Origin of the sequence: Bradyrhizobium sp. SZCCHNR1053 (assembly GCF_032381235.1) — a bacterium.
Taxonomy (GTDB): Bacteria; Pseudomonadota; Alphaproteobacteria; order Rhizobiales; family Xanthobacteraceae; genus Bradyrhizobium.
On record NZ_JAUHJM010000005.1, the window covers coordinates 114,919 to 140,602 of the forward strand.

General features: G+C 65.3%; 35 protein-coding genes and 1 pseudogene. 4 read left to right on the forward strand and 32 right to left on the reverse strand.

Annotated elements, in window-relative coordinates; all coding sequences use genetic code 11:
• Positions 1–288: 288 nt before the first annotated feature.
• The 3 genes from QX051_RS14690 to QX051_RS14700 are packed head-to-tail and all read right to left on the reverse strand — an operon-like array spanning position 289 to position 3,451.
• Entirely contained in the window at positions 289–1,623 is a 1,335-nt protein-coding gene (locus tag QX051_RS14690; protein WP_315776617.1) for a replication-associated recombination protein A, read from the reverse strand.
• Positions 1,620–3,014: a DegQ family serine endoprotease gene (locus QX051_RS14695; protein ID WP_315776618.1), complete on the reverse strand. Its 1,395-nt coding sequence runs from the start codon at positions 3,012–3,014 to the stop codon at positions 1,620–1,622. Before QX051_RS14695 ends, QX051_RS14690 begins: the two co-directional genes overlap by 4 nt.
• A 59-nt stretch (positions 3,015–3,073) precedes the next feature.
• Positions 3,074–3,451 carry a helix-turn-helix domain-containing protein gene (locus QX051_RS14700; RefSeq protein WP_315737613.1) on the reverse strand — a complete coding sequence of 126 codons (378 nt, stop codon included), beginning with the start codon at positions 3,449–3,451 and terminating at the stop codon, positions 3,074–3,076.
• Between the two features lie 117 nt (positions 3,452–3,568).
• Between QX051_RS14700 and QX051_RS14705 the strand changes: the two genes are divergently transcribed.
• Both QX051_RS14705 and chrA read left to right on the forward strand, forming a co-directional pair.
• On the forward strand, positions 3,569–4,585 hold the full coding sequence (locus QX051_RS14705; RefSeq protein WP_315776619.1) for a zinc-binding alcohol dehydrogenase family protein: 1,017 nt from the start codon (positions 3,569–3,571) through the stop codon (positions 4,583–4,585).
• A 223-nt stretch (positions 4,586–4,808) separates the two neighbouring features.
• Positions 4,809–6,029: a chromate efflux transporter gene (gene chrA, locus QX051_RS14710; protein ID WP_315776784.1), complete on the forward strand. Its 1,221-nt coding sequence runs from the start codon at positions 4,809–4,811 to the stop codon at positions 6,027–6,029.
• Between the two features lie 78 nt (positions 6,030–6,107).
• Here the strand turns inward: chrA and QX051_RS14715 are convergent, their stop codons facing one another.
• Positions 6,108–6,404 carry a hypothetical protein gene (locus tag QX051_RS14715; protein WP_315776620.1) on the reverse strand — a complete coding sequence of 99 codons (297 nt, stop codon included), beginning with the start codon at positions 6,402–6,404 and terminating at the stop codon, positions 6,108–6,110.
• A gap of 362 nt (positions 6,405–6,766) precedes the next feature.
• On the opposite strand from QX051_RS14715, the gene QX051_RS14720 reads away from it, so the two are divergent.
• Complete coding sequence (locus QX051_RS14720) at positions 6,767–8,230, forward strand: hypothetical protein (protein ID WP_315776621.1); 1,464 nt, start codon at positions 6,767–6,769, stop codon at positions 8,228–8,230.
• A 143-nt stretch (positions 8,231–8,373) separates the two neighbouring features.
• On the opposite strand, the gene QX051_RS14725 is transcribed toward QX051_RS14720, so the two are convergent.
• Positions 8,374–8,553, reverse strand: coding sequence for a hypothetical protein (locus QX051_RS14725; protein ID WP_315776622.1), 180 nt, complete (start codon positions 8,551–8,553; stop codon positions 8,374–8,376).
• A gap of 4 nt (positions 8,554–8,557) precedes the next feature.
• Positions 8,558–8,800: pseudogene (locus tag QX051_RS14730) on the reverse strand (chloride channel protein); the annotation flags it as partial.
• A gap of 213 nt (positions 8,801–9,013) precedes the next feature.
• On the opposite strand from QX051_RS14730, the gene QX051_RS14735 reads away from it, so the two are divergent.
• Entirely contained in the window at positions 9,014–11,014 is a 2,001-nt protein-coding gene (locus QX051_RS14735; RefSeq protein WP_315776623.1) for a HAMP domain-containing methyl-accepting chemotaxis protein, read from the forward strand.
• 199 nt (positions 11,015–11,213) lie between these two features.
• On the opposite strand, the gene rplQ is transcribed toward QX051_RS14735, so the two are convergent.
• The 26 genes from rplQ to rplC all read right to left on the reverse strand — a co-directional run bounded on the left by rplQ (position 11,214) and on the right by rplC (position 25,662).
• Positions 11,214–11,627, reverse strand: coding sequence for a 50S ribosomal protein L17 (gene rplQ, locus QX051_RS14740; protein ID WP_315754213.1), 414 nt, complete (start codon positions 11,625–11,627; stop codon positions 11,214–11,216).
• 160 nt (positions 11,628–11,787) lie between these two features.
• Positions 11,788–12,819, reverse strand: coding sequence for a DNA-directed RNA polymerase subunit alpha (locus tag QX051_RS14745; RefSeq protein ID WP_315737606.1), 1,032 nt, complete (start codon positions 12,817–12,819; stop codon positions 11,788–11,790).
• A gap of 112 nt (positions 12,820–12,931) precedes the next feature.
• Positions 12,932–13,321 carry a 30S ribosomal protein S11 gene (gene rpsK, locus QX051_RS14750; protein WP_012045029.1) on the reverse strand — a complete coding sequence of 130 codons (390 nt, stop codon included), beginning with the start codon at positions 13,319–13,321 and terminating at the stop codon, positions 12,932–12,934.
• Positions 13,322–13,449: 128 nt separating this feature from the next.
• Positions 13,450–13,818 (reverse strand): 30S ribosomal protein S13, encoded by a 369-nt coding sequence (rpsM, locus tag QX051_RS14755; RefSeq protein WP_006611860.1) that lies wholly within the window; start codon positions 13,816–13,818, stop codon positions 13,450–13,452.
• 196 nt (positions 13,819–14,014) lie between these two features.
• Entirely contained in the window at positions 14,015–14,896 is an 882-nt protein-coding gene (locus tag QX051_RS14760; RefSeq protein WP_315776624.1) for an adenylate kinase, read from the reverse strand.
• An 84-nt stretch (positions 14,897–14,980) separates the two neighbouring features.
• Positions 14,981–16,315 (reverse strand): preprotein translocase subunit SecY, encoded by a 1,335-nt coding sequence (gene secY / locus QX051_RS14765; protein WP_315714557.1) that lies wholly within the window; start codon positions 16,313–16,315, stop codon positions 14,981–14,983.
• A 156-nt stretch (positions 16,316–16,471) separates the two neighbouring features.
• Positions 16,472–16,957 carry a 50S ribosomal protein L15 gene (rplO, locus tag QX051_RS14770; RefSeq protein ID WP_315776625.1) on the reverse strand — a complete coding sequence of 162 codons (486 nt, stop codon included), beginning with the start codon at positions 16,955–16,957 and terminating at the stop codon, positions 16,472–16,474.
• Between the two features lie 11 nt (positions 16,958–16,968).
• The gene (gene rpmD / locus QX051_RS14775) at positions 16,969–17,160 is read right to left on the reverse strand and encodes a 50S ribosomal protein L30 (RefSeq protein ID WP_006611856.1); all 192 of its coding nucleotides are present in this window, start codon (positions 17,158–17,160) and stop codon (positions 16,969–16,971) included.
• Between the two features lie 45 nt (positions 17,161–17,205).
• The gene (gene rpsE, locus QX051_RS14780; protein ID WP_006611855.1) at positions 17,206–17,778 is read right to left on the reverse strand and encodes a 30S ribosomal protein S5; all 573 of its coding nucleotides are present in this window, start codon (positions 17,776–17,778) and stop codon (positions 17,206–17,208) included.
• 48 nt (positions 17,779–17,826) lie between these two features.
• Positions 17,827–18,189: a 50S ribosomal protein L18 gene (rplR, locus tag QX051_RS14785; protein ID WP_006611854.1), complete on the reverse strand. Its 363-nt coding sequence runs from the start codon at positions 18,187–18,189 to the stop codon at positions 17,827–17,829.
• 11 nt (positions 18,190–18,200) lie between these two features.
• Positions 18,201–18,734: a 50S ribosomal protein L6 gene (rplF, locus tag QX051_RS14790; RefSeq protein WP_172108074.1), complete on the reverse strand. Its 534-nt coding sequence runs from the start codon at positions 18,732–18,734 to the stop codon at positions 18,201–18,203.
• A gap of 13 nt (positions 18,735–18,747) precedes the next feature.
• A complete protein-coding gene (gene rpsH, locus QX051_RS14795) occupies positions 18,748–19,146 on the reverse strand; it encodes a 30S ribosomal protein S8 (RefSeq protein WP_315714559.1) in 399 nt (132 codons plus the stop codon).
• Between the two features lie 13 nt (positions 19,147–19,159).
• On the reverse strand, positions 19,160–19,465 hold the full coding sequence (gene rpsN, locus QX051_RS14800) for a 30S ribosomal protein S14 (RefSeq protein WP_315737603.1): 306 nt from the start codon (positions 19,463–19,465) through the stop codon (positions 19,160–19,162).
• 43 nt (positions 19,466–19,508) lie between these two features.
• Complete coding sequence (rplE, locus tag QX051_RS14805; protein WP_315737602.1) at positions 19,509–20,066, reverse strand: 50S ribosomal protein L5; 558 nt, start codon at positions 20,064–20,066, stop codon at positions 19,509–19,511.
• Positions 20,059–20,373, reverse strand: coding sequence for a 50S ribosomal protein L24 (gene rplX / locus QX051_RS14810; protein ID WP_315737601.1), 315 nt, complete (start codon positions 20,371–20,373; stop codon positions 20,059–20,061). The genes rplE and rplX overlap by 8 nt, the downstream gene beginning before the upstream one ends.
• Entirely contained in the window at positions 20,373–20,741 is a 369-nt protein-coding gene (gene rplN, locus QX051_RS14815) for a 50S ribosomal protein L14 (protein ID WP_006611848.1), read from the reverse strand. Before rplN ends, rplX begins: the two co-directional genes overlap by 1 nt.
• A 99-nt stretch (positions 20,742–20,840) precedes the next feature.
• On the reverse strand, positions 20,841–21,089 hold the full coding sequence (gene rpsQ / locus QX051_RS14820) for a 30S ribosomal protein S17 (RefSeq protein ID WP_008963469.1): 249 nt from the start codon (positions 21,087–21,089) through the stop codon (positions 20,841–20,843).
• A gap of 10 nt (positions 21,090–21,099) precedes the next feature.
• Positions 21,100–21,306, reverse strand: a complete 207-nt coding sequence (rpmC, locus tag QX051_RS14825) for a 50S ribosomal protein L29 (RefSeq protein WP_006611846.1) — start codon at positions 21,304–21,306, stop codon at positions 21,100–21,102.
• Between the two features lie 5 nt (positions 21,307–21,311).
• Positions 21,312–21,725, reverse strand: a complete 414-nt coding sequence (gene rplP / locus QX051_RS14830) for a 50S ribosomal protein L16 (RefSeq protein ID WP_315737600.1) — start codon at positions 21,723–21,725, stop codon at positions 21,312–21,314.
• 40 nt (positions 21,726–21,765) lie between these two features.
• The gene (gene rpsC / locus QX051_RS14835; RefSeq protein WP_012045041.1) at positions 21,766–22,476 is read right to left on the reverse strand and encodes a 30S ribosomal protein S3; all 711 of its coding nucleotides are present in this window, start codon (positions 22,474–22,476) and stop codon (positions 21,766–21,768) included.
• A 21-nt stretch (positions 22,477–22,497) separates the two neighbouring features.
• Positions 22,498–22,878, reverse strand: a complete 381-nt coding sequence (gene rplV, locus QX051_RS14840; protein WP_315714562.1) for a 50S ribosomal protein L22 — start codon at positions 22,876–22,878, stop codon at positions 22,498–22,500.
• A gap of 10 nt (positions 22,879–22,888) precedes the next feature.
• A complete protein-coding gene (gene rpsS / locus QX051_RS14845) occupies positions 22,889–23,167 on the reverse strand; it encodes a 30S ribosomal protein S19 (protein ID WP_006611842.1) in 279 nt (92 codons plus the stop codon).
• Positions 23,168–23,179: 12 nt separating this feature from the next.
• The gene (gene rplB, locus QX051_RS14850; protein WP_006611841.1) at positions 23,180–24,013 is read right to left on the reverse strand and encodes a 50S ribosomal protein L2; all 834 of its coding nucleotides are present in this window, start codon (positions 24,011–24,013) and stop codon (positions 23,180–23,182) included.
• 12 nt (positions 24,014–24,025) lie between these two features.
• Complete coding sequence (locus QX051_RS14855) at positions 24,026–24,325, reverse strand: 50S ribosomal protein L23 (RefSeq protein ID WP_315737599.1); 300 nt, start codon at positions 24,323–24,325, stop codon at positions 24,026–24,028.
• Positions 24,322–24,942 carry a 50S ribosomal protein L4 gene (rplD, locus tag QX051_RS14860; protein ID WP_315737598.1) on the reverse strand — a complete coding sequence of 207 codons (621 nt, stop codon included), beginning with the start codon at positions 24,940–24,942 and terminating at the stop codon, positions 24,322–24,324. Before rplD ends, QX051_RS14855 begins: the two co-directional genes overlap by 4 nt.
• A complete protein-coding gene (gene rplC, locus QX051_RS14865) occupies positions 24,943–25,662 on the reverse strand; it encodes a 50S ribosomal protein L3 (protein ID WP_006611838.1) in 720 nt (239 codons plus the stop codon).
• Positions 25,663–25,684: the final 22 nt, after the last annotated feature.

A 25,684-nucleotide genomic window follows, 5' to 3' on the forward strand; every position in this document is an offset into this window, starting at 1 on the left:
TGGGCCAACGAGAAAGATGAGCTGGACGCGCGACGCAAAAATCGGTCTCGGGATTTCAAAAGTAGTCGCCAGAGTCGATGAAGGTGTCAAGCGAAGTCCGAGATCGATCCCGACTGCTTAACCGAAGGCCGCATCGCGACCGCTGCACCCAACGGCAGGCTTGCTGCACTGCGCAAGTTGGCGGAAGCTAGAAGAAGGGCCGCGGTACCAGTCTGATTTTCTTGCTGGACGGTAAAATCAACGTCGTCCGGCGGAGCAACGATCAACGCCTCTGGAACGAGGCGCTATTCAACCGCCCCGCTCCTTCCGCAGCTTCGCCCAATAATCCAGCCGTTTCCTGATCTCGCGCTCGAAGCCGCGCTCGGGCGGGTCGTAGAACTGCTGGCGGCCGAGGGCTTCGGGGAAGTAGTCCTGCCCGGAGAACGCATCGGGGGCGTCGTGGTCGTACTGGTAGCCGGCGCCGTAGCCTTCGCCCTGCATCAGCTTGGTCGGCGCGTTGAGGATGTGCTTCGGCGGCAGCAGCGAGCCGCCCTCCTTCGCCACCCGCTTGGCGGCGCCGAAGGCCTTGTAGGCGGCGTTGGATTTCGGCGCGGTCGCGACATAGATCACGGCCTGCGCGATCGCGAGCTCGCCCTCGGGCGAGCCCAGGAAATCATAGGCGTCCTTGGCGGCGTTGGCGATGACCAGCGCCTGCGGATCGGCCAGACCGATGTCCTCCACCGCCATGCGCACGATGCGGCGCGCCAGGAACAGCGGGTCCTCGCCGGCGTCGAGCATGCGTGCAAAGTAGTATAGCGCCGCATCCGGATCGGAGCCGCGCACCGCCTTATGCAGCGCCGAGATCAGGTTGTAGTGGCCGTCGGCCGACTTGTCGTAGATCGGCGCCCGGCGCTGCAGGATGTCCTGCAGTTGCACCGCGTTGAAGATCTCGTCCTTGCGCGCCGAGCGCCAGACTTCCTCGGCGAGCGTCAGCGCGGCGCGGCCGTCGCCGTCGGCCATGCGGATCAGCACGGCGCGCGCCTCGTCGTCGAGCGGCAGCTTGCGGCCCTCGACCGCTTCGGCGTTGCTGTAGAGCCGCTCGATCGCGGCGGCGTCGAGCGAGTGGAACACCAGCACGCGCGAACGCGACAACAGAGCGGCGTTGAGCTCGAAGGACGGGTTCTCGGTGGTGGCGCCGACCAGCACGACGGTGCCGTCCTCCATCACCGGCAGGAAGGAATCCTGCTGGGCGCGATTGAACCTGTGCACCTCGTCGACGAAGAGAAGCGTGCCCTGCCCGGTCTCGCGGCGGGCGCGCGCGGCGTCGAACACCTTCTTCAGGTCGGCGACGCCGGAGAACACCGCGGAGATCTGCTCGAAATGCAGCTCGGTGGCATCGGCCAACAGCCGCGCCACCGTGGTCTTGCCGGTGCCGGGCGGGCCCCAGAAGATCAGCGAGCCCAGCGTCCGCGTCTCCAGCATGCGCGTCAGCGCGCCGTCGGGGCCGAGGATGTGATCCTGTCCGACGACGTCGGAGAGCTTGTGGGGGCGCAGCCGCTCCGGCAGCGGCCGCGGCGCATCGTGCTCCATCCCCGCCGCGGCGAAGAGGCTCGGGCCTCCCTGCTGGGGGCGCTTCGGACTCATCCGCCGAGCGTGACGTTGATCTGCTGGCCGCCGCGCAGCACGGTGATGCGCCAGACGCGGGCGGTCTCACGCGCGGCCTTGTCGAGATCAGCGGTCTTGGCGATCTTCTGGTTGTTGACCGCCATGATCACGTCGCCCTTCTGGAAGCCGACATTGGCCGCCGTGGTGCCGTCGCCCGGCTCGAGAATGACGACGCCCTCGGTGTCGGCATCGAGATGCAGCTCGTCGGCCACCGCGGGCGAGATGTTGGCGACCTTGGCACCCTGGAACGGCGAGCGGCCGTTGATGACCATCTCGTTGCGCCCCGTGTCCGGCGCCGTCTCCAGCGCGACCGCGACCTTCACCGGCTTGCCGCCGCGCTGCACCTCGATCTGCGCGGTGCCGCCGAGCGGCCGCGTGGCGAAGCGGTAGTCGAAGGCGTTGGGATCGTCGACGGTCTGGCCGTCGATCGACACGATCAGGTCGGACGACTTGATGCCCGCCTTCGCCGCCGGGCTGTTCGCGACCACGGAGGCGACCAGCGCGCCGGTCGGTGAGCGCAAGCCGAGGCTCTCGGCGATCTCAGGGGTCACCGCCTGCAGCCGCGCGCCGAGCCACGGACGCTTGACCGCCTTGCCGCCGCTCTTGGCAGACGCCACGACGACCCGCACCATGTTGGCGGGAATCGCGAAGCCGATGCCCTGCGAGCCGCCGGACTTGGAATAGATCGCGGTGTTGATGCCGACCAGACGGCCGTTGATATCGACCAGCGCACCGCCGGAATTGCCGGGATTGATCGCGGCATCGGTCTGGATGAAGAACTGATAGTCGGTGATGCCGACCTGCGTGCGCGCCAGCGCCGAGACGATGCCGTGCGTCACGGTCTGGCCGACGCCGAACGGATTGCCGATCGCCAGCACGATATCGCCGACCAGCAGATCGTCGGAATTGGCGAGGTCGAGCGTGACGAACGACTCGCGCGTTCCCTTCAGCTTGAGCACAGCAAGGTCGGTGCGGCTGTCCTTCAGCACGATCTCGGCCTCGAATTCGCGCTTGTCGGACAGCGACACCTTCACCTCGTCGGCGCCCTCGATGACGTGCACGTTGGTGACGACGAGACCCGACTGATCGATCATCACGCCCGAGCCGAGCGAGCGCTGCATCTGCTCCTGCGGTCCGCCCTGCAGGCCGAAGAAGCGGCGGAAGATGGGATCGTCGAGGAAGGGATTGCGGTTCTGCACCACCTTGGCGGCGTAAACGTTGACGACTGCCGGCTGCACCCGCTGCACGATCGGCGCATAGGACAGCCGGAGCTCGGCCTGGGACTGCGGCACGCGCCGGTCCTGGGCCGCGAGCGGAGAGGCGGCCAGCAGGGACAGCAGCAGGACCACGGAAGTGCGAATCAACGTCATGCAAAGAATCCCGGACAATGAGGACTTCGATATAGGCGGAACGGCGGGTGCGGCCAAGCTCAGGCGGTCTGATGCGGCGCTTTGATGGTCTCCGCAACGGGTGCGCAGGACAGCCGTTCCTGGTGCCGCTCGCCCCAGCTTCTGAGAACCTCGATCACCGGCCGCAGGCTCTCGCCGACCTCGGACAGGCTGTATTCGACGCGCGGCGGCACCTCGGCATAGACCTTGCGGACGACCAGCCCGTCGTCCTCGAGCGCCCGCAGCTGCTTGGTCAACATGCGCTGAGTGATGCCGGGCATCAGCCGGCGCAGCTCGCCGAAGCGCTGGCTGCCACCCTGCAGGTGGTAGAGGATCACGCCCTTCCACTTGCCGTCGATCAGATCGAGCGTGGCTTCGACCGCGCAGCCGGGACGGCGGGTGAAATTCTTCCGTTTCATCGCGTTTTGGCCCAATAGTATCCAAATGGGGACTAGTTCCCCATTTTTACAGTACTTGCTGAAGTGATGCCAGCAGGACAAACAGATCCTATTGCCAAGCCAACCAGGAGGCTGTTCATGAAGGCCGTCGGATACCAGCAGTCGCTGCCCATCACCGAGGACCGCGCGCTGTTCGATTTCGAGACCGCCAAACCCGAGCCGAAGGGACGCGACATCCGCGTCGCCGTGAAAGCGGTCTCGGTCAATCCGGTCGACACCAAGGTGCGCAAGCGCGCCGCACCGCCCGCCGGCGAAACCAAGATCCTGGGCTATGACGCCGCTGGCGTGGTCGAGGCTATCGGCCCGGACGTGAGCCTGTTCAAGCCCGGTGACGAGGTGTTCTACGCCGGCTCGATCCTGCGCCAGGGCACCAATGCCGAATTCCATCTGGTCGACGAGCGCATCGTCGGCCGCAAGCCGAAGAGCCTGTCGTTCGCCGAAGCCGCCGCCCTGCCCCTGACCTCGATCACGGCCTGGGAGCTCTTGTTCGACCGGCTCGGCGCAATCCCCGGCAAGAGCCTCGACGACCGCACTTTGCTGATCACGGGCGCCGCCGGCGGCGTCGGCTCGATCCTGATCCAGCTCGCGCGCCGGCTCACCGGGCTGACCGTGCTCGCCACGGCGACGCGACCGGAGTCGCGCGACTGGTGCCTGAAGCTCGGCGCCCATGCCGTGATCGATCATGGCAAGCCGATGAAAGAGCAGATCGACGCGCTGAAGCTGCCGCCGGTCGCGCTCATCGCGAGCCTCACCCACAGCGACCAGCACTACAAGGCAATCGCCGACTTCATGACGCCGCAGGGCAAGTTCGGCCTGATCGACGATCCCGCCGAGTTCTCGCTCGCCGCCTTCAAGGGCAAGGCGATCTCGATCCACTGGGAGTCGATGTTCACGCGCTCATCTTTCACGACACCCGACATGATCGCGCAGCACCATCTGCTCAACGACGTGTCCGACCTGATCGACAAGGGCGTGATCCGCACCACCCTTGGCGACAATTACGGCACCATCAACGCGGCCAACCTCAAGCGCGCGCACGCGTTGATCGAGAGCAACACCTCCCGCGGCAAGATCGTGCTGGAGGGATGGAGCTAACTAGCAGGCAACAATGGGCAAAGGCGCACAGGCGGTCTCCTCGCGCGAGATCGCGGGGGCGCCGTGCCCACCATTCCACCGATCGAAAGCATGAGATGGCCAGCAGCCGACGCGCGGTCCGATCAGCGGCCATGAGCGATTGAGACTGGCCGACGGTCCCGTTTCCCCTTAACGAAAGCCGATAGGAACCTCCTCGCGACTGGAACGAACGTCCGTGAGCAGCCTGAAGTCCGCGACCAACCCGCCCGCCGATCACGGCGGGCGCTCCGGATCTGCGCTCGAGGTCCTGCGGATCTTCCTCACGCTCGGCCTGACCTGCTTCGGCGGTCCGATCGCCCACATCGGCTACTTCCGCGACGAGTTCGTCGTCAGGCGGAAGTGGATCGACGAGCATGCCTATGCCGATCTGGTGGGCCTCTGCCAGTTCCTGCCCGGCCCCGCCAGCAGCCAGGTCGGATTCTCCATCGGGCTGATGCGGGCCGGCTATCTCGGCGCGCTCGCCGCCTGGACCGGCTTCACCCTGCCATCGGCCGCGATTCTCGTGCTGTTCGCCTATGGTGCCGGCCAATTGAGTGGTCCGGTCGGCGACGGCCTGCTGCATGGACTGAAGCTGACCGCGGTCGCCATCGTCGCGCAGGCGGTCTGGGGCATGGCGCGCACGCTCTGCCCCGACCGGACGCGCGCCTCGATCGCGGTCGCCGCAACCCTCGTCATCCTATTCAGCACCGCCTCGCTCGCCCAGATCGGAGCGATCGTTCTCGGCGGACTCGCCGGTCTGTGGCTCTGCCGCGGCGAGGCGGCGCCGTCCGGACACGTCGCGATTCCGGTGTCGCGGACCGTGGGGCTGGTTGCGCTCGCCATGTTTGCCATCCTGTTGGCGGGACTTCCGCTGCTGCGCGGCGTGACGGGATCGACCGGCGTCGCCTTGTTCGATGCCTTCTATCGCTCGGGCGCACTCGTGTTCGGCGGTGGGCACGTCGTGCTTCCGCTGCTGCGCGAGGCCTTCGTCGGACCTGGCTGGCTGAGCGACGACGCCTTTCTCGCTGGCTACGGCGCCGCGCAGGCCGTACCGGGCCCGCTCTTCACCTTCGCCGCCTATCTCGGCACCGTCGTCGCTCCGGAGCCGCATGGGATCGTCGGAGCCGCGCTCGGTCTCCTGGGCATCTTCCTGCCGGGCATGCTTGTCCTGCTCGCCGCGCTGCCATTCTGGGACTCGTTCCGCAAACGCGCCGGCGCCCAGGCGATGATGCGGGGTGTCAACGCCGCGGTCGTCGGTGTGCTGGGAGCGGCCCTGTACGACCCGGTCTGGACAACCACCATCCACAACGCCGCGGATTTTGGCATCGCCCTGATCGGCTTCGTCCTGCTGGTCGCATGGCGCGCGCCGCCGCTCGTCGTGGTCGCGTTCAGCGCCGCTGCCGGCGTCACGGTCGCGCTGGTGTGAGCGGCGCCGCCGTCGCATCACATGATGGCAAAGCGCCGCCACGGCGGCGCCTTGCCGCCAGCGAACCGCCGTGCGCGGCTAATTGTGCTTCTTCCAGAATATGCGCGCGCCCTGCACGGATTGCGCGACGTTGATGCGGGCACGCTCGAACGGCGTCACCACGCCGTCCGCCTTGGCCTTGTTTTCCAGCTTCTGGACGTGGATCTGACCGCGGACGAGCTGCTGCGCCTCCAGATGGGTCAGCCGTCCGCCCGCGATGCCGTTGTAGATGCGATGTGACTGGTTGTGCTGACGCGCATCGATCAGCGGCGTGCCCGCAAGGCTTGCGCCCGATGTCAGCACGAGCAGCAACGCAGCGGCCATGATGGACTTCATTTCACTCTCCTGTGGTTGTCGTCCACTGGCGTGAAGACCTCATTGTCCGCAATTCTCCAGCGAACGGCCGCCAGGATGCGCACGATCAGCGGTGTCGGCCGTGCCCGCGCTCACACTGCAGCCCGTTCGGCCGATGAAGACGAACGCCGTCGCATCGACGGTCCGGCAGAGCCGCATTTCACGCCGCGAGGCGCCTCCGAAAAAAAACGCGGGTTGCGTGAGCTACCGGTCTTGCAAATCTCACCTTTGGGTGCATGTTCGCCGCGCACTACTTTTGAATGAATCATTTTCAGCAATCATTTGCGACGCATGGCGGCGAGACCTTCGGCCCATCCCAGCGCGCACATCAATGGAGACCGGCCATGAAGACGATTCAGTGGCTCATGCTCACTTTCGCGACGACCGTCACCGCAAGCGGCCTTGCCGGCGCCTTCAGCCCGGCCAGCGCCGCCCCTCCACCGCCGGCGAAGAACTGCCCGGCCTTCGGCTGGTCGGAGGGACTGGGCAATTATCTCAAGCCGGACGCCGCCTTCCCCACCTCCGACACCAAGACCATCCCGACGCCGGACTGCAATTTCCATCAATGGTCGTGGGAGGCGTTCGTCTGGGCGACGGCGCTGGTGAAGGATTCGGGCTCCGGCGCCGCCGTCCCGCGGTTCATGACCTTGGCGACGCCCGACGAGTTGCTCGGCAACGCCGAGAATGCCGGCGCACCACGGCCGCGCCCGCTGACGCTGGCGGCCCGTGCCCAGGTCTTCCACGGCACGGCCGGCTTCACCGAAGGCGCCGGCGCCATCGTCGAAGCCGACGGCAACATGCTGGTCGCGCAGAACGGCTATCCCGTCTACGCCTCGGTTCACATGAACCAGAGCTATTTCAGCACGGCGCGCAAGAACCTGATCGCGACCGGCGGCTACCAGAGCCAGCCGGCGGATTCCTCCTTCGCCGTTGGCGATGCGGTGTTCAAGGCGACGTGGCTGCGGCTCGACCCCGGGCAGGCACCGCCTGCGGGCGCCTATACGACCCAGGCGCAGGTGCCGGTGCTGGAGAACAACATCACCCCCGGCCTGATCACGATCCGCCCGGTGCCCGGCAAATTCGTCACCGTGACCGTGGCGCTGATCGGCCTGCACGTGGTCGGCTACACCGAGAACCACCCCGAATTCCTGTGGGGCACGTTCGAGCTGAAGAACAACTCGCCGCAGACGCCGGACAACACCTTTGCGCCATCGGCGAGCCGCTCGGATCCGAAGAGCTACACGCTCTACAAGGGCCGCACGCCGTTCTCACAGGTCAACATCCCGGCTCTGCCCGGCGCCAACCGGCCGCAACTGCGGCTCGATCCGGCGACCCAGAAGCTCACACCGGTGAGCAACGTCGTGCTCGAGAACCAGACCGGCGGCGAGAACCAGCCCAATGGCGTCGGCAACATCTTCGCGATCACGGCGCAAGCCCAGGGCTTTCTCTCCGGCCTGAAAGGCCCGCAATCGACGTTCGCGAACTACGCCCTCGACGGCACGGTCTGGATGCTCCCCAACTCGTATAATCTGAACAGCAACCAGACCAGCGCGGTCGGCTCGGTCAATCTCGCCAACGCCACCGCCGAGACCTTCGTGCAGAACGCCGACAACACGCCGATCAAGAACGTGCTGAACTGCTTCCTGTGCCACAACCCGACGTCGTATTCGTTCCAGACGCCGCCGCCGGCCAAGCTGCCGAACCGGCTGATCGCGCTGAGCCACGTGCTGTCGATCGGCTCACCCTACGAGGTGCCGAACTCGATCTCCGGCCGGCTTCTGATGCGGCCAGATCCGTTCAGGAAGTAGAGCGACGAACCTTGCGCGGCGGCGCCGGCAACGGGGCCGCCGACGGTCATTTCGAACTGATGGCAGATCCCAGGATCTGCCATCAAGCGATTGAACCGACGCCGGTTATCGGCGCGCGCCGAACACTGTGGATGAGCGCGAGGTCAGGACGGCGCGGCAAACCGCTTCAGTCCTTGCGCTGCCTCAGCCTTTGTCTCAGCTCTGGCGACGAAGCCCTTGGCGAGGGCGTGGTAGAGCCCCTCCTCGCAGATGAGACGCGAGGTGCCGTAGGCGATCAGCGCGGCCGTCATCAGCGGCACCACCATGACGTGGTTGTCAGTCATCTCGCAGCACCTTGCCGATGGCGATGCGGATCGACACCAGCGGGCTGCGCGCGCTTGTATCCGTCAGGTGGCGTGCGGCGATCGCCTGCGGGATTGCCGCTGCCTTGCGCGTTCAGGAAGAAGCGCTGGGTCAGATAGACCGACAGCGCGAAACCGGCGGGCGTCATCACCAGCGACGCGTAGCGTGACTTCGACAGCAGCCAGTTGAAGGCGAGCCGGCCAGGTCGGCGAGCTCAGCCAGCGCGACGCCGCACAACCACCAGGCTGCAGTGCGCAAGAAAACGTCCATGCGTTTGACTCCGCGGGAGATTTTGTCTCCATTTCGAACTTTCCGTCACGAACGTTTTAAGATCGACGAGGTATTTGCGTAGTTGCGCGTGTGAAACGTCGCGAACACTCTCAACCTTCTCTGCGACGTCTCTCCGCCCGACGGCTCCCGTTCAGACCTGATGTGACAGAAATGCAGCAAGCCCTGTTTGCGCACGCAAGCCGCCTCCTCTCCGTTCTCTTCCAGCGACTACGTCCAAGCCTCGCCACCCAGATCGCGGCGCTCGGCACCGCCGGCGTAATCGTGGTCGGTGCGCTCTGCCTCGGCGGCCTGGAGCATGCGGCCCAGATCCAGCAGGCCGCGGACGACGGCATGCGGTTCCGCATTCACATCGCCACCCTGTCGGAGGGCTTTCTTGAGACCCAACAGCTCGCCACGCGATTCCTGCGCAGCCGCGACGAGAGCCTGATCGCCAGGCACGCCGATCGCCTCGCGCAGGGGCTGCGCGCGCTCGACGCCGTCGAGGCCTATGTCGCGACCACGCCCCAGGGAGACCCCATCGGCGAGGTCGGCGCGCTCCGCCCCGGCATCAACCTCTACGCGACGCGGTTCCAGAACATCGTCGGCGCGCAGCGCGTGCTTGGCTTCCGCGACGGCGACGGGCTGCAAGGCCGGCTGCAGAATGCCGCCCGCCCGTTCGAGACCGTGGTCACTCAAATCAGCGATCCCAGGCTGTCGCTCGCCATGCTGGCCATGCGCCGGCTCGAGACCGAGTTCCTGCTGCGCGGCGAGGAGAGGATCAGCGACCGCTTCGACGAGGCCGAAAGCGAGTTCGAGGCGGCGCTGGCGCGCGCGCCGGTCGCGGCAGCCAGCAAGTCGGAGCTCCTGCCGTTCGTCCGCGCCTACAAGCAGGCCTTCGCGGCGGTGGCGGTCTCGCGCCAGGCGCTGGACGAGCAGGCCGAGGACCTCGACCAGATCTTCGATCGCATCCGCCCGGCGCTGGTCAAGGCAGCGGCCGCCGCTCAGCAGCGCGCCGACGCGGGGGAGCGCAGGGCGGCGGAAGTCCGGCAGCTGCTGACATGGATCACCGGTGCGACCGCAATCGCGCTCGCGGTCGCCGCCGTGCTGTTCGGCCGCCGCGTCGCGCGGCTGATCCGGCGTATGAGCACGGCGATGTACGAGCTCGCCGCCGGCCGCTTCGAGATCGTGCTGCCCGGCCTCGGACGAAGCGACGAGATCGGCGCGATGGCGCAGGCGGTCGAGCAGTTCAAGCTCAAGGCCCGTGAGCGCGCGGACGCCGAGCTCGAAATCCGCCGCGAGGAGGACCGGCGCGCTGCCGAGCGCCATCGCGCCGGGCTCGCGCGGCTGGCAGAGGCGTTCGAAGCCACCGCCGGCCAGGTGATCGTGTCGGTGTCGTCGGCATCGCAGGAGCTGACGCAGTCGGCGCATGGACTGACCGAGACGGCCCATCACACCCAGGCGCTCTCGGCGGCCGTGGCCTCGGCCTCCCAGGAGGCCTCGCACAACGTGCAGCGCGTCGCCGCCGCGACCGAGCAGATGATGGCCTCGGCGGCCGAGATCGGCCGGCAGGTCGACATCTCCGCAGCCATTGCGCGCGACGCCGTCGATCAGGCGAGGCAGACCGACGAGCGGATGGCAATGCTGGCCGCCGCGGCCGACCGCATCGGCAGCGTCATCCAGCTGATCGCCACGATCGCGCAGCAGACCAACCTGCTGGCGCTCAATGCGACCATCGAAGCCGCGCGGGCCGGTGAAGCCGGTGCCGGCTTTGCCGTGGTCGCCCAGGAGGTCAAGACGCTCGCCAAGCAGACCGCGGATGCGACCGAGGATATCCGCGAGCAGATCGCCGGCATCCAGACGGCGACGCGGGATTCCGTCGGTGCCATTGGCGCCATCGTCGACATCATCAGCCGCATCTCGGAGATCGCCTCGCACGTCGCAACCGCGATCGAGGGTCAGGGCAATGCCACGCGCGACATCGTCCGCAACATCCAAGGCGCGTCCGAGCGCACCGCCCAGGTGGCGCACAGCATCGGCGAGGTCACACAGGGCGCCTCACGGACCGGCGAGGCCTCATCTCAGGTCCTCAGCGCCGCCCGGCTGCTGACCGAAGGCAACGACCGCCTCCGCCATGACCTCGATGACTTCGTCCGCACCATCCGCGCGGCGTGAGTGAGCGCGACCGTCTCACTTCATGTCGCTGCGAGCACAGCGACGGAATCAACTTTGCGCAGCCCTGGATGCGTCGCTGCGCGCGCGTGACGATGTGGCAAGAGGACGAGACACCCTCCCCGCCTCATCCGGCCACGCCACCTCAAACGAAAACGGCGCCCGAAGGCGCCGCTTTGCAAACCCTGGATCGGAGCGACCGTTACGCCGCTTCCGAGGTTTCCTGCACCGGACCGGAGTCCAGGCCCTTGGCATCGACGTCGCGGTCGACGAACTCGATCACGGCCATCGCCGCGTTGTCGCCGTAGCGGAAGCCGGCCTTGATGATGCGGGTGTAGCCGCCGTTGCGGTCCTTGTAGCGCGGCGCCAGGACGTCGAACAGCTTCTTGACCTGGTCGACATCGCGCATCTCCGCGATCGCCTGGCGGCGCAGCGCCAGACCGCCCTTTTTGCCGAGCGTGACGAGCTTCTCGACGATCGGCCGGAGCTCCTTGGCCTTCGGCAGCGTGGTGACGATCTGCTCGTGCTTGATCAGCGCGGCGCACATGTTGGCGAACATCGCCTTGCGGTGCTCGGCGGTGCGGTTGAGCTTCCGATGAACCTTGCCGTGACGCATTGTCTTAGTCCTTCATTTCAATCTGCCGCGACGGTTCGTCGGACATGTTGCTCAGGTGGGCTGCCTGCGTTCGCCCAGAAGTGCGAGTAGCGAATGGCGAGTAGCGAATAGTTCTTCCTATTCGCCACTTCCTATTCGCTATTCGCCACTCCCTATTCGCTCAGTAATGATCCTCGAAGCGCTTGGCCAGCTCGTCGATGTTCTCCGGCGGCCAGCCCGGCACTTCCATGCCGAGATGCAGACCCATCTGGGCCAGCACTTCCTTGATCTCGTTCAGCGACTTGCGGCCGAAGTTCGGGGTGCGCAGCATCTCTGCTTCCGACTTCTGCACGAGGTCGCCGATGTAGACGATGTTGTCGTTCTTCAGGCAGTTCGCCGAACGCACCGACAGCTCGAGCTCGTCCACCTTCTTGAGGAAGGCCGGGTTGAAGGCGAGGTCCGGGATGATCTCCTGGGCGACTTCCTTGCGCGGCTCTTCGAAGTTGACGAAGACGTTGAGCTGGTCCTGCAGGATGCGGGCGGCATAGGCCACCGCGTCCTCCGGCGTGATCGCGCCGTTGGTCTCGATCGTCATGGTCAGCTTGTCGTAGTCGAGGATCTGGCCCTCGCGGGTGTTCTCGACCTTGTAGGAGACTTTGCGGACCGGAGAGAACAGGCTGTCGACCGGGATCAGGCCGATCGGCGCGTCCTCGGGGCGGTTGCGATCGGCGGCGACATAGCCCTTGCCGGTCGCGACCGTGAACTCCATGCGGATCTCGGCACCCTCGTCCAGGGTGCAGAGCTGCAGGTCGGGGTTCAGAACGACGATGTCGCCGACGGTCTGGATGTCACCGGCGGTGACCGCGCCCGGGCCCTGCTTCTTCACGACCATCCGCTTCGGGCCTTCGCCCTGCATCTTGATCGAGATGTCCTTGATGTTCAGCACGATGTCGGTCACGTCCTCGCGGACACCGGCGATCGAGGAGAACTCGTGCAGCACGCCGTCGATGTGCACCGACTGCACAGCGGCGCCCTGCAGCGACGACAGCAGGATGCGACGGAGCGCATTGCCGAGCGTCTGGCCGAAACCGCGCTCCAGCGGCTCGGCAACCACGGTGGCGAAACGGGTCGCGTCGGAGCCCGGCGTGACCTGGAGCTTGTTCGGCCGAATCAATTCTTGCCAATTCTTCTGGATCGTCACTGTTTCACCCATGGGCCAGTCATGGGATCTGACTGACTGGCGTTGGAGAACCGCGCTTCAGATCGCGGCAGTCGAAATGTCTCAAAAGCACGACGAGGCGGACATGCTGTCCGCCTCTTTCAGATTAGACGCGCCGACGCTTGCGCGGACGGCAACCATTGTGCGGGATCGTCGTCACGTCGCGGATCGAGGTGACGGTGAAGCCCGCAGCCTGCAGCGCGCGCAGCGCCGATTCGCGGCCAGAGCCAGGGCCGGCCACCTCGACCTCGAGGGTGCGCATGCCATGTTCCTGGGCCTTCTTGGACACGTCCTCCGCCGCGACCTGCGCGGCATACGGGGTCGACTTGCGCGATCCCTTGAAACCCATCGTACCGGCGGACGACCAGGCAATGGTGTTGCCCTGCGCGTCGGTGATGGTGATGGTGGTGTTGTTGAACGACGAATTCACATGAGCGACGCCGGAGGCGATGTTCTTGCGCTCGCGACGGCGGACACGTGTGGCTTCCTTGGCCATATAAGTACCTTTCTTGAGATCTCAACGCCGCCGTAATGCCAGCGGCTACACCAAACGAGCGAATGGTAAATAGCGAATAGCGAGAAGGGCTTCCCCTACCCGCTATCCGCGCATTCGCAATTCGCCAATTACTTCTTCTTGCCGGCGATCGCCTTGGCCGGCCCCTTGCGCGTGCGCGCATTGGTGTGGGTGCGCTGACCACGCACCGGCAGGCCGCGGCGATGACGCAGGCCGCGATAGCAGCCAAGGTCCATCAGCCGCTTGATGTTGATGCCGGTCTCGCGACGGAGGTCACCCTCGACGACGTAGTCACGGTCGATGATCTCGCGGATCTGCAGGACTTCCTGGTCGCTCAGCTGGTTGACGCGGCGATCTTCCGCGATCTTCACCTTCTCCACGATCTCACCCGCGATCTTCGGGCCGATGCCATGGATGTACTGGAGCGCGATCAGGACGCGCTTGTTGGTCGGGATGTTGACACCGGCAATACGGGCCACGGACTTCTCTCCTGTCACCGATCCCAGGACGGACCGGCCTTCATTCTCGCTATCTCGGGCAGGTGTCCGCAAACGCGAACAAGACGCCCACCCCTCGATTCGTGGGGCCCGGCATCTCTGGGAAAACCATCCGACTTTGATGCGGGCTTATTAATGGATTCACACGGCGGTCGTCAACCGCCCCTACAAGATTCGATCACCTCGCCGCACGCTTTTTTGCAGCCTTTGCAGAGGTCTTGCGGGTTCCCCTGGCGGCCTTGGCGGCGGGCCTGGCAGCCTTCTTCGAAGCCTTGGAGGCCTTCTTCGGCGTCGTCTTGACCGCCTTTCTTGCGGTCTTGGCGGACTTCTTGACTGCCTTTTTCGCGGGTGCGGCTGCCTTAGGAGCCTTTTTGGCAGCCTTCTTGGCCGATTTTGCCGGCCCCGTCTTGCCCGGTGCCTTGGCGCTGCGCTTGGCCGGGCTCGCCTTCTTGGCCGCCCGGTTACCGCCGGTCTTGCCAACGGCGGCCAGGATCCGACCGATCTCCTCGGTCACCTGCTCGATCGGCATCATGCCGTCGACGGTCGCCAGCATCCGATGGTCGGAATAATAGTGGATCAGGGGCGCGGTCTGGTCGCGGTAGCTGGCTAGGCGCTTGGTGAGGACCTCCGGCGTATCATCGGCCCGAACAGCTTCGCCGCGCGCGCGGGTCTCGGCGGCCCGGCGCTCGACGCGCTCAAGCAGCACACCTTCATTGACGCGGAGTTCGATCACCGCGTCGAGCTTCATCTGCTTCTGCTTCAACAGCGCATCCAGCGCCTCGGCCTGCGGCACCGTGCGCGGGAAGCCATCGAGGATGAAACCATTGGCCGCGTCGGGCTGCTCGATCCGGTCCGCGATGATGCCGACCACGACCTCGTCCGGGACCAGACCGCCCGCCGCCATGATGTCCTTGGCCTTCAGCCCGATCGGCGTCTGCGCCGCCACCGCGGCGCGCAGCATGTCACCGGTCGACAGCTGGACGATGCCATACTGCTGCACGAGGCGCTGCGCCTGCGTTCCCTTGCCCGAGCCGGGCGGTCCCAGAAGAATGAGTCTCATCGAATTTCGCCCCCCGGCACACGGTGAGCGACCCTCCCGCACACCTTGTTCTTGGCTTTGTGGTTCCCGGGCCGCGATCCGCCGCTATCCGCGGCGGCGCCCCCGCAACTTCGACTTCCTGATCAGCCCCTCATATTGATGGGCGAGCAGATAACCCTGAACCTGCGCCACGGTATCCATCGTAACGCTGACCACGATCAGAAGCGAAGTGCCACCAAAGTAGAACGGGACGGAAGCGTAGGAAATCAGAATTTCCGGGATCAGACACACGATCGCCAGATAGATGGCGCCGAGCACGGTGATCCGCGACAGCACATAATCGATATATTCCGCGGTGCGCTCGCCCGGCCTGATGCCGGGGATGAAGCCGCCATGCTTCTTGAGGTTGTCCGCGGTCTCGGTCGGGTTGAACACGATCGCGGTGTAGAAGAAGGCAAAGAACAGGATCAGCGCCAGATACAGCACCAGGAACAGCGGCCGGCCATGACCGAGCTGCGTCGTGATCCACTGGAACCACTCGGGTCCCTTGCCGGCGTTGAAATTGGCGACCGTGGTCGGCAGCAGCAGCAGCGACGAGGCGAAGATCGGCGGGATCACGCCCGAGGTGTTCAGCTTGAGCGGCAGATGCGAGGACTGGCCCTCGAACATCTTGTTGCCGACCTGGCGCTTCGGATACTGGATCAGGAGCCGGCGCTGGGCGCGCTCCACGAACACGATGAAGGCGATCACGGCGACTGCCATCACGATGACGATCAGGATCAGGCCGGTCGACAGCGCGCCCTGACGTCCGAGCTCGAGCATGTTGGCGAGCGCCGAGGGCAGCTCGGCCACGATGCCGGACAGGATGATCAGCGAGATGCCGTTGCCGATGCCGCGCGAGGTGATCTGCTCGCCCAGCCACATCAGGAACATGGTGCCGCCGGTCAGCGTGATCGCGGTGGAGAGGCGGAAGAACAGGCCGGGATCGGCAACGACGTTGCCCGCGCCTTCGAGGCCGACGGCGATGCCGTACGACTGCACCGCGGCGAGAATCACCGTCAGATAGCGGGTGTACTGATTCAGCATCTTGCGGCCAGCCTCACCCTCTTTCTTGAGGGCTTCGAGCTGGGGCGAGACGGTGGTGAGCAACTGAATGATGATCGATGCCGAGATGTACGGCATGATGTTCAGCGCAAAGATCGCCATGCGGTGAATGCCGCCGCCAGCGAACATGTTGAACATGCCGAGAATGCCGCCGGCCTGGGTCCGGAACACCGAGTCCCAGATGTTCGGATCGATGCCTGGCAGCGGAATGTAGGTGCCGAGGCGGTAGACCAGCAGCGCACCGAGGGTGAACCAGATGCGCTTCTTCAGCTCATCGGCCTTCGCGAGCGCGCCGAAATTGAGGTTTGCCGCCAGTTGTTCCGCTGCTGAGGCCATGTCTAGCTTTCTCCCGCCGCCCTTCTTCACCGCATTGGGCCCCGCGAGGGCTCGCAGGGCCGGGCAGACGCCGGATATTATCTGGTGCGCGGGCGCGTTCTGTCCATTGCCCTGCCCTATCCGGCATGCGCCGGAGGCAGGGCAATGACGCAGATGTTACGCAGCCTCGCCTTCGTCCTTGGCTGGCGCCAGGAGCTTGACGGTGCCGCCGGCCTTCTCGACCGCCGCGATCGCTGACTTCGAGGCGCCATGCACCTCGATGTTGATCTTCGCGGTGAGCTCGCCACGGCCGAGCAGACGCACGCCGTCCTTCGGCCGCCGCAGCGCGCCCGACTTCACCAGCGCCTCGGCGTTGATCACGCTGCTGGCGTCGAGCTTCTTGGCGTCGATCGCCTGCTGGATCCGGTCGAGATTGATCTCGACGAAATCGAGCGCGAAGATGTTGTTGAAGCCGCGCTTCGGCAGACGGCGATGCATCGGCATCTGACCGCCTTCGAAGCCCTTGATGCGCACGCCGGAGCGCGCGGTCTGGCCCTTGCCGCCACGGCCGGAGGTCTTGCCCTTGCCGGAGCCGATGCCGCGGCCGACGCGCATGCGCTTCTTGCGCGCGCCGGCGTTGTCGGCGATATCGCTGAGCTTCATCGCCCTTCTCCTTACTTCTCGTCGACGATGCGGACGAGATGATGAACCTTGGTGATCATGCCGCGGACCGCCGGCGTATCCGGCAGTTCGGTCACCCGGCCGATCTTGTTGAGCTTCAACCCGATCAGCGTCTCGCGCTGCGAGTGATGCCGGCGGATCGGGCTGCCGATCTGCTCGATCTTGATCGTCTTGGCGCTAGCCATGGTCTTCACTCCGAGTTGCGCCATCCGCAGGACGACGCGCGTTCGTTAGTCGGCTGCTGCCTCGGCATCGCCACCGACGCGGCGGGCCTGCAGAGTCGACACCTTGATGTTGCGGCGCGCGGCAACTGAGCGCGGGCTATCCTGGTGCTTCAGCGCGTTGAAGGTCGCACGCACCATGTTGTACGGGTTCGACGAGCCGATCGACTTCGCCACCACGTCCTGGATGCCGAGCGTCTCGAACACGGCGCGCATCGGTCCGCCGGCGATGATGCCGGTACCGGCCGGAGCCGCACGCAGATAGACGCGACCCGCACCGTGACGACCGAAGATGTCGTGGTGCAGGGTGCGGCCCTCGCGCAGCGCGACGCGGGTCAGGTTGCGCTTGGCGGAGTCGGTCGCCTTGCGGATCGCCTCCGGAACCTCACGTGCCTTGCCGTGGCCGAACCCGACCCGGCCCTTCTGATCGCCGATCACGACGAGCGCCGCAAAGCCGAAGCGCTTACCGCCCTTCACGACCTTCGCGACTCGGTTGATGTGGACGAGCTTGTCGACGAACTCGCTGTCGCGCTCCTCGCGCTCCTTGCGATCGCGACCGCCTCGTTCCCGTTCACCTGCCATGGTGCTATCCAATCTTCTGAGGGGCTCTGACGCCCATATCCATTGATGTTAGAAGCTCAGCCCGCTCTCGCGCGCCGCGTCGGCCAGCGCCTTGACGCGCCCGTGATAGAGATAGCCGCCGCGATCGAACACGACTTCCTTGATCCCCGCCTTCACCGCGCGCTCGGCGAGCAGCTTGCCCACCGCCTTCGCCGCGTCGATGTCGGCACCGGTGTTGCCGGCCGAGCGCATCTCCTTCTCCATCGACGACGCAGAGGCGAGCGTCTCGCCCTTCTGGTCGTCGATGACCTGAGCGTAGATGTGCTTCGACGAGCGGAACACCGACAGACGCGGACGGCCGCCGGCGGAGCGGCGCAGCGACAGCCTCACACGCTGCTTGCGCCGGGCATTCGTAACCTTGGCTCTCGACATGTCCGGCTCCGTTACTTCTTCTTGCCTTCCTTGCGGAAGATGAATTCACCCGCGTACTTCACGCCCTTGCCCTTGTAGGGCTCCGGCGGCCGGTAGGCGCGGATTTCGGCGGCCACCTGGCCGACGCGCTGCGGGTCGATGCCCGTGACCGTGATCTCGGTGGGCTTCGGCACCGCGATCGTGATGCCTTCCGGGATCTGGTAGACGACGTCGTGGCTGTAGCCGAGCGCGAGCTGCAGGTTCTTGCCCTGCATCGCGGCGCGGTAGCCGACGCCGGTGATCTCGAGCTTCTTCTCGAAGCCCTTGGTGACGCCTTCGACCAGATTCGCGATCTGGGCGCGAGCGGTGCCGTACAGCGAACGGGCGCGCTTGGTCTCGGCGCGCGGGGCAACCTTGACCTGGCCGTTCTCGAACTTCACGTCCACGTCGTCATGGACGATGAACTGAAGCTGGCCCTTCGGCCCCTTCATCTTGACGGTCTGTCCATCGACGGAGGCCGTCACACCGGACGGCACCGCCACAGGCTTCTTGCCAATACGTGACATGGCTCAATCCTTCTTAGAACACCGTGAAGAGAACTTCACCGCCGACATTCGCGTCACGCGCGCTATGGTCGGCCATGATTCCCTTCGGTGTCGACAAAACAGAAATTCCGAGCCCGTTGTTCACGCGCGGCAGGTTCTTCACCGAGGTGTAGACGCGGCGGCCGGGCTTGGAGACGCGCTCGATCTCGCGGATCACGGGCTCGCCGTCGAAATATTTCAGCTCGATCTCGATCTCGCTGCGGCCCGACGGATGCTCCAGCGTGGCATAGCCACGGATGTAGCCTTCGGACTTCAGCACCTCGAGCACGCTGGCGCGCATCTTGGAGCCGGGAGTCGAGACCTTCGACTTCGAGCGCATCTGCGCGTTGCGGATGCGGGTGATCAGATCGCTGATGGGATCGTGCGTTGACATGGTGCGACCCTCCTTACCAGCTCGACTTCACGAGGCCCGGGACCAGGCCCTTGGACCCGAGCTCGCGCAGCGCGATGCGGCTCAGCTTGTTCTTGCGATAGTTCGACCGCGGACGGCCGGTCAGCTCGCACCGGTTGCGGATGCGGGTCGCCGACGAATTGCGCGGCATCTCGGCCAGCTTCAGGGTCGCGGCAAAGCGCTCCTCCATCGGCTTGGACTTGTCGGCGATGATCGCCTTCAACCGGGCGCGCTTCGGGGCGGCGTTCTTCGTCATCCGCTTGCGCCGGTTGTTCTTCTCGATTGAACTCTTCTTTGCCATGCTTGGCTCCTGGGTATCCGCGTTTGAGAAGCTGTTCAGCGTCTCACTGCCGGAACGGGAAATTGAATGCGGTCAGAAGGGCACGGGCCTCATCATCGGTCGTCGCGGTGGTGCACACCGTGATGTCCATGCCCCAGCTCTCCCCGGCCTTGTCGAAGTCGATCTCGGGGAAAATGATGTGCTCCTTGATGCCGAGCGAGTAGTTGCCGCGGCCGTCGAAGCTCTTCGGGTTCAGGCCGCGGAAGTCGCGGACGCGCGGCAGCGCGACGTTGATCAGGCGGTCGATGAACTCGTACATCTTGGTCTTGCGCAGCGTGACCTTGCAGCCGATCGGCTGGTTCTCACGCAGCTTGAAGGTCGCAATGGCGACGCGCGAATAGGTCACGACCGCCTTCTGGCCGGCGATCAGCGACAGGTCGGCCGCCGCCGTCTCCGCCTTCTTGCGGTCGTTGACCGCCTCGCCGATGCCCATGTTGAGCACGACCTTGTCGAGCCGCGGCACCTGCATGACGTTGGCGTAGCCGAACTTCTCGGTCAGCTGGCTCTTGATCTGGCGATCATATTCCGTGCGGAGGCGCGGGGTGTAAGCAGTCTCAGCCATCGATCTCAACTCCCGAGCTCTTGGCAACGCGGACCTTCTTGCCGTCCGCCTGAATCTTGAATCCAACGCGCGTCGGCTTGCCGTCCTTACCGACATACGCGACGTTCGACAGGTTGATCGGCGCCTCCTTGGAGATGATGCCGCCTTCCTGGTTCTGGGTCTGCTTCTGGTGACGCTTCACCAGGTTGATACCGCGCACCAGCGCGGTGCCCTCGTCGGGACGCACCTCGAACACCTCGCCGGTGCGACCCTTGTCGCGGCCGGTCAGGACGATCACCTTGTCGCCCTTGCGGATCTTGGCAGCCATCACAGCACCTCCGGCGCGAGCGAAATGATCTTCATGTGGTTCTTGGCGCGCAGCTCGCGCGGCACCGGCCCGAAGATGCGGGTGCCGACCGGCTCCGACTGGTTGTTGATCAGAACGGCCGCGTTGCGGTCGAAGCGGATCACCGAGCCGTCGGCGCGGCGGATGTCCTTGCGGACGCGCACCACGACGGCCTTCATGACGTCGCCCTTCTTCACCTTGCCACGCGGAATGGCTTCCTTGATCGACACCACGATGATGTCGCCGACGGTGGCATAGCGGCGCTTCGAGCCGCCCAGCACCTTGATACACATGACACGGCGTGCGCCGGAATTATCGGCCACGTCGAGGTTGGTCTGCATCTGAATCATTGATGCACCTCGTCCTCTTCATCTGCTGCGCAGGAAAGCTGCGCCTTGTTTGATCCCGAAAGCGAAATGGGCCCTCTTCGACGAGGGCCGCTTCGCGCCTCAGGCGGTTTTCTTGTGCTCGCCCCGGACCACGGTCCAGCGCTTCAGCTTCGAGATCGGCTTGCTCTCCTCGATCCACACCATGTCGCCCGGCTTGAACTCGTTGTTCTCGTCGTGGGCGTGGTAGTTCTTCGAGCGGCGGATGGTCTTCTTGTAGATCGGGTGGGTGAAGCGCCGGTCGACGCGCACGACCACCGTCTTGGCCTGCTTGTCGCTGACGACAACGCCCTGGAGGGTCCGTTTCGGCATGTCGAGCCTCTTACTTCGTCTTGGCGCGCTGCTGCGCGGCGATGGTCTTGATACGGGCGATGTCGCGACGCGCCTCGCGCAGCCGAGCGGTGTTCTCGAGCTGGCCGGTGGCACGCTGGAAGCGCAGGTTAAAACGCTCCTTCTTCAGGTTGACGATCGCATCGTCCATCTGATCGGGGCTCATCGCGCGAATGTCGGCAATCTTCATCTCGGCCATGACCATTACTCCGCAATGCGTTCGACGAAGCGCGTCTTGATCGGCAGTTTGGCGGCCGCCAGCAGCAGCGCCTCGCGCGCGATCTGGGTGCTCACGCCGTCGATCTCGAACATCACCCGGCCCGGCTTGACGCGGGCCACCCACAATTCCGGCGAGCCCTTGCCGGAGCCCATGCGGACCTCGGCCGGCTTCTTCGACACCGGAAGATCCGGGAACACCCGGATCCAGACGCGGCCGGCGCGCTTCATGTGACGGGTCAAGGCACGACGGGCGGCCTCGATCTGGCGCGCGGTGACGCGGTCCGGCTCCATCGCCTTCAGCCCGAACTGGCCGAAGGCCAGCGTCGCGCCCGAGGACGCAACGCCGTGGATACGGCCCTTATGCGCCTTTCGGAACTTGGTCTTCTTTGGTTGCATCATGGCTTTGAGCCCTCAAACCTGTCTTGTCGCGGCTGATCGATCAGGCCGCGTCGCGGCGCGACCGCGGCTGCGAGCTCTCGCCGCCGCCTTCGTTCATCCGCTTGTCCTGTGCCATCGGATCGTGCTCGAGGATCTCGCCCTTGAAGATCCAGACCTTCACGCCGCAGGTGCCGAAAGTAGTGAACGCGGTGGCCACACCGTAGTCGATGTCGGCGCGCAGCGTGTGCAGCGGCACCCGGCCCTCGCGGTACCATTCCATGCGGGCGATTTCCGCACCGCCCAGACGACCCGAGCAGTTGATGCGGATGCCCTCGGCGCCGAGACGCATCGCCGACTGCACGGCGCGCTTCATGGCGCGGCGGAACGCCACGCGGCGCTCGAGCTGCTGCGCGATCGACTCGGCGACCAGGGTCGCATCGAGCTCGGGCTTGCGGATCTCGACGATGTTGATGACGACGTCCGACGAGGTGATGTCGGCGACGCGCTTGCGCAGCTTGTCGATGTCGGCGCCCTTCTTGCCGATCACGACGCCCGGACGTGCCGAGTGGATCGTGACGCGGCACTTCTTGTGCGGACGCTCGATCACGATGCGGGCGACGGCCGCCTGCTTGAGCTCCTTGTGCAGGATCTCGCGGATCTTGACGTCTTCATGCAGCAGCTTGCCGTACTCGGCCTTGCCAGCGAACCAGCGCGAATCCCAGGTCCGGTTGATGCCGAGACGCAGACCGATCGGATTGATCTTTTGACCCATCGTATTCTCCCAGCGCCTGCTTTAAGCGCTCGCCTCGACCTGACGGACAATGATCGTCAGCTGCGAAAACGGTTTGAAAACTCGGCCCGAACGGCCACGGCCGCGCGGCGAGAAACGCTTCATCACGATTCCCTTGCCGACGAAAGCCTGCGAAACGACGAGATCGTCGACCTCGAGCTCGTGATTGTTCTCGGCATTGGCGATCGCCGATTCCAGGCACTTCTTGACGTCGACCGCAATCCGCTTGCGCGAGAACTGCAGGTCGGCGAGGGCTGCCGACGCCTTGCGGCCGCGGATCATCTGCGCCACCAGGTTCAGCTTCTGCGGGCTCACCCGAAGCATCCGGGCCACAGCCTTGGCCTCGTTTTCGGGGAGGCTCCGTTCGCGCTTTGGTTTGCTCATCGCTTAATCCTCAAGCCTTCTTGGCTTTCTTATCGCCCGAATGGCCGTGGAAGGTGCGGGTCGGCGAGAACTCGCCGAACTTGTGGCCGACCATCTCTTCGTTGATCGCCACCGGCACGTGCTTCTGGCCGTTGTAGACGCCGAACGTCAGGCCGACAAACTGCGGCAGGATGGTCGAGCGGCGGCTCCAGATCTTGATGACGTCGTGACGGCCGGACGCGCGCGCCGCATCTGCCTTCTTGAGCAGCGACGCCTCGACGAACGGGCCTTTCCAGACTGAACGAACCATGTCCGTCGTTCCTTACTTCTTCCGCTTGTGGCGGCTCAAGAGAATGAATTTGTCGGTCGACTTGTTGGTGCGGGTCTTCTTGCCCTTGGTAGGCTTGCCCCACGGAGTGACCGGGTGACGACCGCCCGAGGTACGGCCTTCGCCGCCGCCGTGCGGATGGTCGATCGGGTTCATCGCGACACCGCGGTTGTGCGGGCGACGACCCATCCAACGCTTGCGGCCGGCCTTGCCGATCGAGGTGTTCATGTGGTCCGGGTTCGACACCGCACCGATGGTGCCGCGGCAACGGCCGTGCACCAAGCGTTGCTCGCCCGAGTTCAGGCGGACGATCACGTAGTCCTGGTCGCGGCCGACGATCTGGGCATACGTGCCGGCCGAACGCGCGAGCTGGCCGCCCTTCCCGATCTTGACCTCGATGTTGTGCACGATCGTGCCGACCGGCATGTTGCCGAGCGGCATGACGTTGCCCGGCTTCACGTCGACATAGTTGCCGGCGACGATGGTGTCGCCGACCGCCAGGCGCTGCGGCGCCAGGATGTAGGCGAGCTCGCCATCCTGATACTTGACCAGGGCGATGAAGGCGGTGCGGTTCGGATCATACTCCAGCCGCTCGACGGTGGCCGGAACGTCGACCTTGTCGCGCTTGAAGTCGACCGTACGATACGACTGCTTGTGGCCGCCACCGAGGAAGCGAACCGTGATGCGGCCGGTGTTGTTGCGACCGCCGCTCGACTGCTTGCCTTCGGTCAGCGCCTTGACCGGCTTGCCCTTGTAGAGGGCCGAACGATCGACCATCACCAGCTGGCGCTGGCCCGGCGTCGTGGGATTGAATGTCTTCAGTGCCATGGCAGCTCAGCCTTACAGTCCGGTGGTCACGTCGATACGGTGGCCCTCTTCGAGGGTCACGATCGCGCGCTTGCTGTCCGATTGCGAACCGAAATTGCCGCGGAACACCTTGGTCTTGCCCTTGCGGACGAGCGTGTTGACGCTCCTGACCTTGACGTCGAACAGCTTCTCGATCGCTTCCTTGATCTGCGGCTTGGTCGCCTTGGCGGCCACCTTGAACAGAACCTTGTTGTGCTCGGAGGCGAACGTCGCCTTCTCGGTCACGACCGGCGCGATGATGATGTCGTAGTGGCGCGGATCAATGGTCTTCATTTGAAGCGCGCCTCCAGCGCATCGATCGCCGCCTTGGTCAGCACGAGCTTCTGACGGCGCAGGATGTCGTAGACGTTGATGCCCTGGATCGGCAGCACGTCCAGGTTCGGGATGTTACGGGCTGCAGCGGCAAAGCCGTTGTGCAGCTCAGCGCCGTCGATGATCAGCGCGTTGGTCAGGCCGAGACCGGAGAAGTGACCGATCAGCGCCTTGGTCTTCGCCGCCTCGAGGGTGGCGTTCTCCAGCACGACAAGATCACCGTCCTTGGCCTTGGCCGACAGCGCATGCTTCAGCGCCAGCGCACGGACCTTCTTCGGCAGGTCGGTCGCATGCGAGCGCACGACCGGACCGAAGGCGCGGCCGCCGCCACGGAACTGCGGCACGCGGGCCGAGCCGTGACGAGCACCGCCGGTGCCCTTCTGCTTGTACATCTTCTTGCCGGTGCGCCAGATCTCGGCGCGGCCTTTGGCCTTGTGGGTGCCGGCCTGGCGCTTGTTCAGCTGCCACTGAACGCAGCGCTGAATGATGTCGACGCGCGGCTCCAGACCGAAGATGGCGTCGGAGAGCTGGACGGAGCCGGCTTCCTTGCCCTCGAGGGTGGTGACTTTCAGTTCCATTTATGCGCCCTCCTGCACGGCCGGCGCTTCGGCAGCCTGCTCACCCGCGACCTTGAACTTGCCGGGCTTCGGCGCTTCCTTCGGCAGCGGCTTCTTCACGGCGTCGCGCACCGAGATCCAGCCACCCTTGGAGCCGGGCACCGCGCCTTCCACCAGGATCAGGCCACGCTCGACATCCGTCTGCACCACACGCAGGTTCAGCGTGGTGATGCGATCGACACCCATGTGACCGGGCATCTTCTTGTTCTTCCAGGTCTTGCCGGGGTCCTGACGGCCACCGGTCGAACCGATCGAACGGTGCGAGATCGACACACCGTGCGTGGCGCGCAGACCGCCGAAGTTCCAGCGCTTCATACCGCCGGCGAAGCCCTTACCGACCGAGGTGCCGGTGACGTCGACGAACTGGCCGACGACGAAGTGATCGGCCTGGATCTCGGCGCCGACCGGAATCAGCGAGTCCTCGCTGACACGGAATTCGGCGAGCTTGCGCTTCGGCTCGACCTTGGCGACCGCGAACTGGCCGCGCTCGGCCTTCGGCATGTAGACCGTCTTGCGGCTGCCGCTGCCGAGCTGCAGAGCGACGTAGCCGTTCTTCTCGGTGGTGCGGTGACCGACCACCTGGCAATTGCCGAGCTTCAGCACGGTCACGGGGATATGTTCGCCGGTCTCCGTGAAGACCCGCGTCATCCCGACCTTTTGTGCGATCACTCCGGAGCGCATCGGCGTGCTTCCTGTTCTTCTC